The following is a 13,042-nucleotide window of genomic DNA, read 5'->3' on the forward strand; positions in this document are numbered from 1 at the left end:
GGTTCCCGCCCGCGGGTGCCAGCCGGAGCGGGCCCCCGCGGGTGGCGGTCACCTGACGGGCAGGTGTTGGCGCATCACCGCCAGCAGGTGGTCGGTCTCGACCGGCTTGGTGATGTGGTCGGTCGCGCCCGCCTGGAGGCTCTTCTCGCGGTCGCCCTTCATCGCCTTGGCGGTCAGCGCGATGATCGGCAGGCCGGAGAACCGGGGCATCCGGCGGATCTGCTCGGTGGTCGCGTAGCCGTCCAGCTCGGGCATCATGATGTCCATCAGCACCAGGGCGACGTCCTCGTGCTGTTCGAGCATCTCGATGCCCTCGCGGCCGTTCTCGGCGTACAGCACGGTCAGGCCGTACTGCTCCAGCACGCTGGTGAGGGCGAACACGTTGCGGATGTCGTCGTCGACGATCAGGACCCGCTCGCCGTCGAAGCGGGGCGGGGTGCCGCCGGCGCGGGTCGCCTCGCCCTGGCGCGGGACGGTCTCCTCGGCGGCGCGCGGGGCGTCCGCGGGGCGGCGGCGCTCGACGGTGGAGCGGCGGCGCTCCTCGACCAGGCCGCGGGCCTCCTGGGTCCACTGCTCGGCCGGGGTGCGGGAGGCTTCGAGGGCGCGCGGGGCGCCCGCGCGCTCCAGGGTGACCGGTTCGGGGCCCTCGCTGCGCAGCGGCAGGTAGAGGGTGAAGGCGGAGCCGCGGCCGATCTCGCTCTCGACGTGGATCTCGCCGCCCAGCAGCCGGGCGATCTCCCGGCTGATCGACAGGCCCAGGCCGGTGCCGCCGTACTTGCGGCTGGTGCCGCCGTCGGCCTGCTTGAACGCCTCGAAGATCTCCCGGAGCTTGTTGCCGGGGATGCCGATGCCGGTGTCGGAGACCGAGAAGGCGATCAGCGGCTCGTCCGGGTCGGCCATGGTGCCGGACTCCAGCAGCTGCTCGCGCACGTGCTGCGGGATCTCCGCTCCGGCCACCGGGCGGATCATCAGCTCGACCGCGCCGGCGTCGGTGAACTTCACCGCGTTGGAGAGCAGGTTGCGCAGCACCTGCTGGAGGCGCTGCTCGTCGGTGTGCAGGGTGGCCGGCAGGTCCGGGGAGACCCGGACCGCGAAGTCCAGGTTCTTCTCGGCGGCCAGCGGCCGGAACGCGGCCTCCACGTAGTCGACCAGCTGGACGAGGGCGATCCGGGCCGGGCGGACGTCCATCTTGCCCGCCTCGACCTTGGACAGGTCGAGGATGTCGTTGATCAGCTGGAGCAGGTCGCTGCCCGCGCCGTGGATGGTCTCGGCGAACTCGACCTGCTTGGCCGACAGGTTGCCCTCGTTGTTGTCGGAGAGCAGCTTGGCCAGGATCAGCAGCGAGTTGAGCGGGGTGCGCAGCTCGTGCGACATGTTGGCGAGGAACTCGCTCTTGTAGCGCGAGGCCAGCGCGAGCTGCTCGGCGCGCTCCTCCAGGATCTGCCGGGCCTCCTCGATCTCGCTGTTCTTGATCTCGATGTCGCGGTTCTGCTGGGCGAGTTGCTCGGCCTTCTCCTGCAGCTCCTCGTTGGTGCGCTCCAGCTCCTCCTGGCGGGCCTCCAGTTCGGCGGAGCGCATCGAGAGCTCGGCGGTGAGCCGCTGGGACTCCAGCAGCAGGCCCTCGGTCTTGGTGTTGACCGAGATGGTGTTGACGGTGACGCCGATCTGGTCGGCGATCTGGTTGAGGAAGTCCAGCGCGACGGCGGTGAAGCTGGAGAAGGTGGCGAGTTCGATCACGCCGAGCAGCCGGCCCTCGAACAGCACCGGCATCACCACCACGTGCGCCGGGGAGGACTCGCCGAGGCCGGAGGAGATCTTCAGGTAGCCGGGCGGGGTCTCCTTGAGCACGATCGGCCGCTTCTCCACGGCGGCCTGCCCGATCAGGCCCTCGCCGAGCCGGAAGGTGGTGGGCATGGTGCGCCGGTGGTAGCCGTAGCTGCCGATCAGGCGCAGCACGACGTCGTTCTCGTCGTCGTCCTCGGTGACGAGTTCGGCCGCCCGGCCGGCCGGCTGGGCGAGGAAGAAGGCACCGTGCTGGGCGGAGACCACCGGGGTCAGCTCGCTCATGATCAGCGAGGCGACGGCGGACAGGTCGCGGCGGCCCTGCAGCAGGCCGGACATCCGGGCCAGGTTGGACTTGAGCCAGTCCTGCTCCTTGTTGGTGCGGGTGGTCTCGCGCAGGTTGGCGATCATCTGGTTGATGTTGTCCTTGAGCTCGTCGAGCTCGCCGGACGCGTCCACGTTGATCCGCGGCGACAGGTCGCCGCGGGTGACGGCGGTGGCGACCTGGGCGATCGCGCGCACCTGCCGGGTCAGGTTGTTGGCCAGCTCGTTCACCGACTCGGTGAGGTCCTGCCAGGTGCCGTCGACGCCGGGGACCCGGGCCTGGCCGCCGAGCCGGCCGTCGGTGCCGACCTCGCGGGCTACCCGGGTCACCTCGTCGGCGAACGCGGAGAGCTGGTCGACCATGGTGTTGATGCTGGTCTTGAGCTGGAGGATCTCGCCGCGGGCGTCCACGTCGATCTTCTGCGAGAGGTCGCCCTTGGCGACCGCGGTGATCACCAGCGCGATGTTGCGGACCTGGCCGGTGAGGTTGTTGGCCATCAGGTTGACGTTCTCGGTCAGGTCCTTCCAGATCCCGGCGACGCCCGGCACGCTGGCCTGGCCGCCCAGGATGCCGTCGGTGCCCACCTCGCGGGCGACCCGGGTGACCTCGACGGCGAAGGCCGACAGCTGGTCGACCATGGTGTTCAGGGTGTCGGCGAGCGCGGCGACCTCGCCCGCCGCGTCGATGGCGATCTTCTTGGACAGGTCGCCGCGGGCCACCGCGGCGGCGACCTCGGCGATGTTGCGGACCTGGCTGGTCAGGTTGGACGCCATCAGGTTGACGTTGTCGGTCAGGTCCCGCCAGATGCCGGAGACGCCGGAGACCCGGGCCTGACCGCCCAGGATGCCGTCGGTGCCGACCTCGCGGGCGACCCGGGTCACCTCGTCGGCGAACGCGGACAGCTGCTCGACCATCGTGTTGACGGTGGTGACGAGCTCGCGGATCTCGCCCTTCGCGTCGACGGTGATCTTCTTGGAGACGTCGCCGCGGGCCACCGCGGTGGTCACCTCGGCGATCGAACGCACCTGGCTGGTCAGGTTGTTGGCCATCAGGTTCACCGAGTTGGTGAGGTCCTTCCAGGTGCCGGAGACCCCGGGCACGCTGGCCTGGCCGCCGAGGATGCCCTCGGTGCCGACGTCCCGGGCGACCCGGGTGACCTCGTCCGCGAACGCCGACAGCTGGTCGACCATGGTGTTGATGGTGTTCTTCAGCTCCAGGATCTCGCCCCGGGCGTCGACCTGGATCTTCTGCGACAGGTCGCCCTTGGCGACCGCGGTGGTCACCTGCGCGATGCCGCGGACCTGGCTGGTCAGGTTGTTCGCCATCGAGTTGACGTTCTCGGTGAGGTCCTTCCAGACCCCGGCCACGCCCGGCACCTGCGCCTGGCCGCCGAGGATGCCCTCGGTGCCGACCGCGCGCGCCACCCGGGTCACCTGCTCGGCGAAGCCGGAGAGCTGGTCGACCATGGTGTTGATGGTGTTCTTCAGCTCCAGGATCTCGCCCCGGGCGTCGACCTCGATCTTGCGCGAGAGGTCGCCCTTGGCGACCGCGGTGGTCACCTCGGCGATGTTGCGGACCTGGGCGGTCAGGTTGGCCGCCATGAAGTTCACCGAGTCGGTCAGGTCGCGCCACACGCCGGCCACGCCCGACACCTGCGCCTGGCCGCCCAGGCGGCCCTCGGTGCCCACGTCGCGGGCCACCGTGGTGACCTGCGCGGCGAACGAGTTGAGCTGGTCGACCATCGTGTTGACGGTGTTCTTCAGCTCCAGCATCTCGCCGTCGACGTCCACCGTGACCTTGCGCGACAGGTCGCCGCGGGCCACCGCGGTGGTCACCTCGGCGATGTTGCGGACCTGCGCGGTCAGCCGCCCGGCCATGGTGTTGACCGAGTCCGACAGGTCCTTCCAGGAGCCGGAGACGCTGCGCACCCGGGCCTGGCCGCCCAGCTTGCCCTCGGTGCCGACCTCGATCGCCACCCGGGTCACCTCGTCGGTGAACTCGGACAGCTGGTCGACCAGGCCGTTGACGGTCCGGCCGACCTTCAGGAACTCGCCGCGCAGCGGGTAGCTCGCCCCGGTGGTGTGCAGCGAGCGCAGTTCCATGGTCTGGGTCAGGTCGCCCTCGGCGATCGAGGACAGCACCCGGCCGACCTCGGCCATCGGCCGCGCCAGGTCGTCGATCAGCGCGTTGCAGTTGTCGACCGCGGCCATCCAGGCGCCCTCGCCGACGCCGGTCTCCAGCCGCTCGGACAGCCGGCCCTCGCGGCCCACCGCCCGCCGCACCCGGGCCAGTTCACCGGTGAGGTGCTGGTTGCGCTCGGCGACCTCGTTGAACACCGCGGCGATCTCCGCCAGCAGGCCGTCGCCCGGGAAGGTCAGCCGGCGGCGGAAGTTGCCGTCGCGCATCGCGGTGAGCGCGGTCAGCAGCTTGCGCAGCTCCGCGGGCTCGGCCCCGCGCCCCGGGTTCGGGCGCCGCCCGCCGCCGGCCCGCGACGGGGGCACCGGGCGGGCGCCGCGCGCAGCGGCGGTCGTCGTTCCGGACACGTCCTTGGTCGCCGAACTCAACGGGGCCCTCCCAGGTCCTGACTCGGTTCACCGCCGCGGGAGGACCGGCGTCCGGCCTTCGCTCCCGCGCCGTCCCTGTCGACCGTACTGCGGCCGTGACGGCACGCGGACCCCCCAGTGTGACAGCACTGGCACCCGGTGTCGGACCGGTTGCGGAGGGTTTTCCCGGCGACCAGGGAAAGTGGTGAACGAAATCACTCCCAGGGACCTGTTTCGGCGCCCCGGCCCCACTGGGTACCAACCGGAAAGTAGGGTGGAGGGCCGCACCGGGCCCGGGCGACCCCGCCCCGGGACCGCCGCACCGCCCCGACCTTCCGTCGGACCAGCAGCAGAGACCAGCAGCAGAGGAGACGTGGCCGTGGTCACCGCGCGCGCAGCCGCCACCTTCGAACCGGTCGACCGGTCGGCCGCCGCGGCCCGCGGCTTCGTCCGGGACGCCCTGCTCGGGTGGGACGTGCCCGAGGTGGTGGACGACGCCGTGGTGCTGGTCAGCGAACTGGTCACCAATGCGGTGGTGCACGCCGGGACGGCCGCCGAGGTGGCCTGCCTGCGCGAGGAGGACACCGTCCGGATCGAGGTCAGCGACCGGCACCCGGAGCGCGGCCTTCCCTCCTTCGCCAACGTGACGATGAACTCCGAGCGGTACGCCGACCCGGACGGCGAGGGCGGCCGCGGCCTGCTGATGTGCTCGGCACTGTCCAGCAGTTGGGGCGTGGAGTACGCGGCCGGCCGCAAGACCGTCTGGTTCCGCCTCGCCCTGCCCGAGCAGCGCCCCGGCACCCGGTACGCGCTGCCCAGCCTGCCCGGCGGCGAACTCCCGGCCGCGGACGGCCCGGTGCGGGTCGCCGTGGTGCAGCTCGACGACCACGGGCGGGTCCGGCACTGGAACGCCGACGCCGAGTCGCTCTTCCACCGCCCCGCGGACGCCGTGTTCGGCCGCCCCTGGGCCGAACTGGCCGTCTGGCCGCAGACCCCCGGCCTCGGCCTCGGCGACACCCTGCGGCTGGCCCGCTGGGAGGGCTCGTACGCGGTGCGCGGCGGCGACGGCGCGGTGCAGGAGGTGTACGGCACCCACGTGCGGCTGCGCGACAGCTCCGGCACCCCGACGGTGGCGTGCCTGCTGGTCCGCGAGGCCGACCGCGCGGTGCTGCGCACCCCCGGCACCCCGGGCAGCGCCGTGGAGGGCGCCGCCACCGCCGTCGAGCCGCTGGACCTGCTGGTCGGCCCGGTCTCCCCCGACGACCTGTCCAGCCTGCTGCAGCGGATCGTCGAGCGCGCCCGCGACCTGCTCGACGCCGACGCCGCCTACCTGCTGCTCACCAGCGAGGACGAGACCGAGTTCGAGCTGCGCGCCGCCACCGGCCTGGCCGGCCCGTCCCGGCGCTTCTCCCGGCTGCCGGTGGACGCCGGCGCGGGCCGCTTCGACTCGGCCCGGCTGCCCGCCGTGCACGAGGACCTGGCGGTCCGCCCGACCGGCGCCGCCCCGCTGCTCGACGGCACCGACCTGCGCTCGCTGATCACCGTCCCGCTCAAGGTCGAGGGCCGGCTGACCGGCTCGCTCGGGGTGGCCGCGGCCGCCCCCGGCCGCTACGACAACGAGGACGCGCTGCGCCTGCAGTTCGCCGCCGACCGGATCGCGCTGGCCCTGGAGAGCGCCCGGCTGAGCGAGCTGGAACGGCTGCGCCGCGGCTCGCTGTCCTTCCTGGTGGAGGCGTCCGACCTGCTGGCCGGCACCCTGGAGCACGAGCAGACGCTCGCCCTGATGGCGCAGATGGCCGTCCCCACGCTCTCCTCCTGGTGCGCCGTCTACACCACGCCGGACCAGGCGCCCGGCGCCGAACTCGCCTTCGTGCTGCACGAGGACGAGGACCGGATCGACGCGCTGCGCGCCCTGCTCGACAAGACCCCCGCCCCGGAGGCGGAGCCCAGCCCGGGCGCCCGCCCGTGGGACGCCCCCGCCGAGACCGCCCGGGCGCTCGGCCACCCGGTCGGCCCGGAGCTCGGCGAGACGATGGTCATGCCGCTGTCCGCCCGCAACCGGGTGATCGGCCTGCTGGTGCTCGGCACCCGGCGCGGCGTCCGGTTCCGCCAGGAGATCCTGGAGCTCGGCGAGGACCTCTCCCGCCGGGCCGCCCTGGCGCTGGACAACTCCCGCCTGTACTCCGAGCGCACCGCCACCAGCCAGGCGTTCCAGCGCGCCCTGCTGCCCCCGGAGCTGCCGAAGATCCCGGGCGTCGAGGTGGAGGTCTTCTACCAGGCCGCGGGCGAGGGCAACGAGGTCGGCGGCGACTTCTACGACCTGTTCCCGATCCGCGAGGGCACCTACGGCTTCGCGATCGGCGACGTCTGCGGCACCGGCCCGGAGGCCGCCTCGGTCACCGGCCTGGCCCGCAACTCGCTGCGCCTGCTGGCCCGCGAGGGCCTCGACGCCCCGCAGGTCCTCACCCGGCTGAACGCGGCGATCCTGGACGAGGGCAGCCGGGCCCGCTTCCTCACCCTGCTGTACGGCGAGCTGACGCCCCGCGCGGACGGCTCGACCGTGCTGTCGCTGGTCTGCGCCGGCCACCCGCTGCCGCTGCGGCTGCGCACCGACGGGCAGGTCGACCAGGCCGCCTCGCCGCAGCCGCTGCTCGGGGTGATGGACGAACTCGACCTCACCGCAGAGGAGTTGGTGCTCGCCCCGGGCGAGGTGCTGCTGTGCGTGACGGACGGCGTGACCGAGCGCCGGGAGGGCGGCCGGATGCTCGGCGACGACGGTCTGATCGAGGTGCTGACCGGCTGCGCGGGCCTGACCGCGGGCGCGGTCGCGGCCCGGGTGCACCGGGCGGTGGAGCGCTTCGCGCCCGAGCCGCCGTCCGACGACATGGCGATCCTGACGCTGCGCATTCCGACCCAGCGTCAGAACTGACCGGGCCGACCGCCGGAACTGGTCACGGTTTGCTCACACTTGCTCATCCTGCGTGATTCACAAGGGTACAAAACCGGGTCGCCGGGTACACCGTAAGCACCGGGGGCTTCCACCCCGGAGGGCACGACCAGCGGCCGAGCCGCCGGTTCTCTCCTTCGCCGCAGCCGCCGCACCCTCTCTCCGGTGCGCCCACGACCCGGCACCTGGCACCACCTCTTCGCACACCCACTTTTCACCGTGATCTCGCCATGCCCTGGCGCAGAGTGAAAGGAGCCTCCGGTGAGCAATGAAGCCTCCGGGGCGAACGCCCGATCCGCTGACGCGGGTCCGCTCGGATACCTGGCCCTCGGTCTGACTCTGCTGGCGTACGGCCTGCTCGGCACGGGTGTCCTCAGCGGCACCTCGGCCGGCGGCGCCTCCACGCTGGCCAACCTGGTCGGCGGCGTGACGCTGTTCGTCGCCGGCCTCTGGCAGTTCCGCGGCGGCGACCGCTTCAGCGGCACCGCGTTCACCGCCCTGGGCGCCTTCTGGGCGACCTGGGCCGCCGCCGGCCCGGCCGGCAAGAACACCGCGGGCCTGTTCCTGCTGCTGTGGGCGCTGCTGGCGCTCACCCTGACGGCCGCCTCCTGGGGCGGCGGCCTGCTCACCCGCGCGGTGTACGGCCTGCTGACCGTCTCCCTGGTGCTCAGCGCCATCGGGGCGTTCGGCGACGCCTCCGGCTGGGGCAAGGTCGGCGGCTGGGTCGCCGCCGTGGCCGGCCTGGCCGCCTGGTACTCGGCCACCGCCGAACTGACCGGCGGCCGCTGGGGCCGGGTGGCACTCCCGGTCAGGTAACCGCAGCACGGCACCACCGCACCACCGCACCACCGCTCGTCGCTCGTCCCGGAGCCCGGACGCCACCCCCACGGCGCCCGGGCTCCGGTATGTCCGCAGGTCAACTCCCGCTTGCGATCATTCACTTGACAGGGCTGACGGCCCTTCAGTTCTATAGTGCTAGGAACCTAGATAAATGAGGTTGCGGTGATCGAGTTCCACATCGAGCCCCGGTCCGGCGTCGCCCCCTACCTGCAACTGGTCCACCAGGTGCGGCAGGCCCTGCGGCTGGGCCTGCTGTCCGAGGGGGACCGGCTGCCCAAGGTCAAGGAGGTCGCGGCCAAGGTCGCGATCAACCCCAACACCGTGCTCAAGGCGTACCGCCAACTGGAGAACGAGGGCCTGGTCTCCCCCAAGCCCGGCGTCGGCACCTTCGTCAGCGGCACCCTCGGCGCCCCCGCGGTCTCCGAACACGAGCCGCTGCGAAGGGAGTTGAGCCGCTGGCTGACCACCGCCCGGGCCGCCGGGCTGGACGAGGAGTCCATCGAGGCACTGTTCCGCCAGACCGTCCGAAGTCCCACCGAAGAGGAGCGATGACCGCGATCGTCGAAACCCGGGCGCTGCACAAGCGCTACGGCCGCCGCCAGGCGCTCACCGACTGCACCCTGAGCGTCCCCGCCGGACGCGTCGTCGGCCTGGTCGGCCCGAACGGCGCCGGCAAGTCCACCCTGCTGCAACTCGCCTGCGGCCTGCTCACCCCGACCAGCGGCAGCATCGAGGTGTTCGGCGCCCCGCCCGGCCAGCTCGCCCGGGTCGGCTTCGTCGCCCAGGACACCCCGGTGTACGCCGCGCTCTCGGTCGCCGACCACCTGCGGCTGGGCGCCCGGCTCAACCCCCGCTGGGACGCCGCCCTCGCCGAACGCCGCGTCCGGCAGGCCGGGCTCGACCCCGCCCAGAAGGCCGGCCGCCTCTCCGGCGGCCAGCGCGCCCAGCTCGCCCTCGCCCTGGCCGTCGCCAAGCGGCCCGAACTCCTGCTGCTGGACGAGCCGGTGGCCGCCCTCGACCCGCTCGCCCGGCGCGCCTTCCTGCAGGGCCTGATGGAGTTCGTCGCCGAGGCCGAACCGCAGGCCACCGTGGTGCTCTCCTCCCACCTGCTCTCCGACCTGGAACGGGTCTGCGACCACCTGGTGGTGCTCGCCGACTCCCGGGTCCGCGCCCAGGGCGGCATCGACGACCTGCTCGCCACCCACTTCCGGCTCACCACCGCCCGCCGCGCGGCCGACACCCTGCCCGCCGGGATGCGCGTCCTGCACGCCGAGCACACCGAACGCCAGAGCACCTTCACCGTCCGCGCCGAGGCCGCCGTCGAGGACCCGTCCTGGGTGATGGAACCACTCGGCCTGGAGGACCTGGTCCTGCACCACATGTCCACCCCGTCCGCGCCCACCGACCTCAGCCCCGCCCTGGAGCCGCAACGATGACCTGGCTGACCTGGCGCCAGCAGCGCACCCAGTTCCTCACCGCCGCCGCCGTGCTCCTCCTCGCCACCGCCTACCTGCTGGTGGACGGCCTCCGGCTGCGCCACGGGATCCACGGCCTGCCCACCGACTGCGGCATCAACCAGTGCTTCGACCTGGAACGGGTGATCGGCAGCAAGCACAACGCCTACCTCGCCGCCGACGCGCTCGTGCTGCTCGCCCCCGCGCTGATCGGCGCCTTCTGGGGCGCCCCGCTGATCGCCCGCGAACTGGAGACCGGCACCCACCGGATGGTCTGGAGCCAGAGCGTCCCCCGCGGCCGCTGGCTGGCCGCCAAGCTGCTGCTCACCACCGCCGCCGCGGTCCTCGTCACCGGGCTGCTCAGCCTGCTGACGACCTGGTACGCCGCCCCGATCGACCGCTTCGACCACAACCGCTTCCAGCCGCTGCTGTTCAGCCTCCGCGGCCTCGTCCCGCTCGGCTACGCCGCCTTCGCGGTCGCGCTCGGCGCCTGCGTCGGCCTGTTCCTGCGCCGCACCCTCGCCGCGGCGGCCGTCACCCTGGTCGTCTTCGCCGCCGTCCAGGTCCTGGTGCCGCTGGCCGTCCGCCCGCACCTGCAGCAGCCGGTCCACGAACTGGCCGCCCTGCACAAGGACCCGATCCGCCACGGCTCGTTCGCCGGCTTCGAGACCACGGGCGGCCGCATCGGCCCCGACTCCCGCATGGTCGCCGTCTTCGACCTCCCCGACGGCTGGATGCTCTCCGACAGCACCCTGCTGCCCGTCCGCGACGCCACCGGCCGCGTCCTCACCCTCGCCTCCCAGCCCTGCCCGGGCTCCGACCAGTTCCCCCCGGACAGCGCCTGCCTGGCCGAGGCCGACCTCTACGTCGCCCTCGACTACCAGCCCGCCGACCGCTACTGGACCTTCCAGTTCGCCGAGACCGGCCTGTACCTCGCCGCCGCCGCCGCACTGGCCGCCCTCACCTCCTGGGGCCTGCGCCGCCGCCTCGGCTGACCGGCCGGGTGGACGGGAGCGGCGACCGCAACCGAGCCGCTCCGCTCCGGCCGCCCCTCCCGTCCACCCGGCACCTCCCGCATTCCCCTGCCCCGTTCACCTCCGGTTGCTACTGTCTGCGTCCGGAGGGGAACGCATGGGTCACTGGCTGGTCGGCACGGAATCACTCACCGCGTGCCGTTTCGCGCTCTCACCCCTGGTCGAGACGGTCGCCGCGGTCGGCGTCCTCGCCGAGATCCGGCCCGAGCCCTGGCGCCGCGGCTGGCTCGCCGACCACCAACCCGCCTTCCGGGCCCGCCTCGCGGCCACCCCGCAGGCCGCCCCCTGGCTGACCGCCCGCGAACCCGCCGACTGGCCCGCCGCCCTCCCCCTGCCCGCGCCGGACCCGGACGCCGACCCCCGCCTGCTCGACCTCCCCGCCGCCGACCTGCCCCCCGCGCTCGCCGAACTCCTCGACTGGACGTGGCAGCACGTCGTCCGCCCCGAATGGCCCGCCCGCCTGCGCACCCTGCGCACCGACCTCACCACCCGCCGGGAACGCGCCGCACGGCACGGCTGGCCCGCCGCCCTCCCCCACCTCGGCCCGCAGCACCGCTGGCTCCCCGACGGCCGCCTCCGCCTCACCGCCCCCGCCCTCCCCCCGCACCTGCCACCCGCCCCCGAGCTGCTGTTCGTCCCGACCAGCGCCCGCCACGGCTGGCTCCGCCCGGACGAGTCGCACACCCGCCTCACCGTCGTCTACCCGACCTCCGCCGCGCCCGTCCCCGGCCCCCGCACCCCGCCCGCCAGCCTGGGCCGCCTACTCGGCGGCGCCCGCGCCGCCCTGCTGACCGGCCTCGACCGGCCGCGCGACACCACCCAGCTGGCCGCCCTCACCGGCCTCGGCCCGGCCGCCGTCGACGACCACCTCAGCGTCCTGCTCGACGCCCGCCTGGTCGCCGGCACCAGCACCCCCGGCCGCTACTACCGCACCGCCCTCGCCGAGGCCCTGCTCTCCGCCCAGCCCGGCTGACGGCGGCGGAGGGAACGCCGAGAACGCCGACGGCGGCCCCGGAACCCCCGTCCCCGGACCGCCGCCACTCCCGGGAGCCGGGTGCCCGCTCAGCCCTGCTGCACCGCGCTGCGCTCCCGCTGCTCCCCCGGCTCCTCCGCCGCCGCCCGGGTCCCCTCGTCCTCCCGCTGCCGCCAGCCCGACACCGCCGCCTGCACCAGGTACACGGTCAGCAGGATCACCACCGCGACCAGGCCGTCGGCCCAAAAGTGGTTCGCCGTCACCACCACCACCCACACCGTCACCACCGGGTGCAGCACCATCAACCACCGCCACGGCCCGCGCGCCACCGAGACCACCGCCACCGCCGCGATCACGCACCACGCCACGTGCACCGACGGCATCGCCGACAGCTGGTCCGCGACCACCCCCGCCACCGCGTTGCCGTACACCGACTGCCCGTACTGCTCCGCCAGGTCGACGAACCCGTTCCCCGGCAGCATCCGCGGCGGCGCCACCGGAATGAACTGGATCAGCAGGCACACCGCGGTCGTCGCCACCACCGTGGTCCGCACCCACGCGTACCGCGCCCGGTGCCGCAGGAACAGCCAGAGCAGCACCACCAGCATCACGCCGAAGTGCATCGTCGCGTAGTAGTAGTTCGCCCCCTGCACCAGCCACGGGTGCCCCACCACCGCCCGCTGCCAGGACGCCTCGTCCGGCAGCCCGAACTCCCCCTCCGTCCGGTGGATCCACTCCGCCCGCTCCAGCGCGTGGTCCGTGCCCATCAACGAGAGGTGCCCCACCACCTGCCACAGCGCGAACAGCGCCAGCAGCGTCCCCGCCTCCCGCAGCGCGTCCGCCGCCGTCCCCGCCCGACGCCGCCGCACCTCCCCGCCGGCCCGCCGGGCCACCCCCCTCCTGACGGCGAACGCCGCAGCGTACAGCGCCGCGGAGGCACCGGCCGAGGTTTGCCACGTCAACGTCAGGTTCTGCATTGGCGCAGGCTACCCGGCCCGCCCCGGGAACGCGAAAAAGCCCCCCGACTTCCCGTCGGGGGGCTTTTCCTGAATGATTGTTCGGCGGCGTCCTACTCTCCCACAGGGTCCCCCCTGCAGTACCATCGGCGCTGTGAGGCTTAGCTTCCGGGTTCGGAATGTAACCG

General features: G+C 73.3%; 8 protein-coding genes and 1 rRNA gene. 6 read left to right on the top strand and 3 right to left on the bottom strand.

All coding sequences use genetic code 11. The annotated features are described in order from the left end of the window. Window positions 1-48: 48 nt before the first annotated feature. A complete protein-coding gene (locus ABD345_RS15610) occupies window positions 49-4,512 on the bottom strand; it encodes a HAMP domain-containing protein (RefSeq protein ID WP_344552705.1) in 4,464 nt (1,487 codons plus the stop codon). A 517-nt stretch (window positions 4,513-5,029) separates the two neighbouring features. Between ABD345_RS15610 and ABD345_RS15615 the strand changes: the two genes are divergently transcribed. The 6 genes from ABD345_RS15615 to ABD345_RS15640 all read left to right on the top strand — a co-directional run bounded on the left by ABD345_RS15615 (window position 5,030) and on the right by ABD345_RS15640 (window position 11,898). Beyond that, window positions 5,030-7,579, top strand: coding sequence for a SpoIIE family protein phosphatase (locus ABD345_RS15615; RefSeq protein ID WP_344552689.1), 2,550 nt, complete (start codon window positions 5,030-5,032; stop codon window positions 7,577-7,579). 279 nt (window positions 7,580-7,858) lie between these two features. Next, window positions 7,859-8,413 (top strand): acetate uptake transporter, encoded by a 555-nt coding sequence (locus tag ABD345_RS15620; RefSeq protein ID WP_344552690.1) that lies wholly within the window; start codon window positions 7,859-7,861, stop codon window positions 8,411-8,413. Window positions 8,414-8,599: 186 nt separating this feature from the next. Continuing rightward, window positions 8,600-8,989: a GntR family transcriptional regulator gene (locus ABD345_RS15625; RefSeq protein ID WP_344552691.1), complete on the top strand. Its 390-nt coding sequence runs from the start codon at window positions 8,600-8,602 to the stop codon at window positions 8,987-8,989. Beyond that, window positions 8,986-9,873 (top strand): ABC transporter ATP-binding protein, encoded by an 888-nt coding sequence (locus ABD345_RS15630; protein WP_344552693.1) that lies wholly within the window; start codon window positions 8,986-8,988, stop codon window positions 9,871-9,873. The genes ABD345_RS15625 and ABD345_RS15630 overlap by 4 nt, the downstream gene beginning before the upstream one ends. Beyond that, window positions 9,870-10,886, top strand: a complete 1,017-nt coding sequence (locus ABD345_RS15635) for an ABC transporter permease (protein ID WP_344552694.1) — start codon at window positions 9,870-9,872, stop codon at window positions 10,884-10,886. Before ABD345_RS15630 ends, ABD345_RS15635 begins: the two co-directional genes overlap by 4 nt. Before the next feature lie 136 nt (window positions 10,887-11,022). Then, window positions 11,023-11,898 (top strand): ArsR family transcriptional regulator, encoded by an 876-nt coding sequence (locus ABD345_RS15640; RefSeq protein WP_344552695.1) that lies wholly within the window; start codon window positions 11,023-11,025, stop codon window positions 11,896-11,898. An 89-nt stretch (window positions 11,899-11,987) separates the two neighbouring features. Here the strand turns inward: ABD345_RS15640 and ABD345_RS15645 are convergent, their stop codons facing one another. Then, window positions 11,988-12,875, bottom strand: coding sequence for a phosphatase PAP2 family protein (locus ABD345_RS15645; protein WP_344552696.1), 888 nt, complete (start codon window positions 12,873-12,875; stop codon window positions 11,988-11,990). A 79-nt stretch (window positions 12,876-12,954) separates the two neighbouring features. Next, window positions 12,955-13,042 (bottom strand): 5S ribosomal RNA (gene rrf, locus ABD345_RS15650); the annotation flags it as partial.

The organism is Kitasatospora saccharophila (assembly GCF_039529925.1).
Classification (GTDB): Bacteria; Actinomycetota; Actinomycetes; order Streptomycetales; family Streptomycetaceae; genus Kitasatospora; species Kitasatospora saccharophila.

Bases quoted from the DNA above. Each gene is read 5' to 3' on its own strand.
- ABD345_RS15635 (WP_344552694.1), top strand. From the start codon at position 9,870: ATGACCTGGCTGACCTGGCGCCAGCAGCGCACCCAGTTCCTCACCGCC.
- ABD345_RS15610 (WP_344552705.1), bottom strand. From the start codon at position 4,512: ATGCGCGACGGCAACTTCCGCCGCCGGCTGACCTTCCCGGGCGACGGC.
- ABD345_RS15640 (WP_344552695.1), top strand. From the start codon at position 11,023: ATGGGTCACTGGCTGGTCGGCACGGAATCACTCACCGCGTGCCGTTTC.
- ABD345_RS15645 (WP_344552696.1), bottom strand. From the start codon at position 12,875: ATGCAGAACCTGACGTTGACGTGGCAAACCTCGGCCGGTGCCTCCGCG.
- ABD345_RS15630 (WP_344552693.1), top strand. From the start codon at position 8,986: ATGACCGCGATCGTCGAAACCCGGGCGCTGCACAAGCGCTACGGCCGC.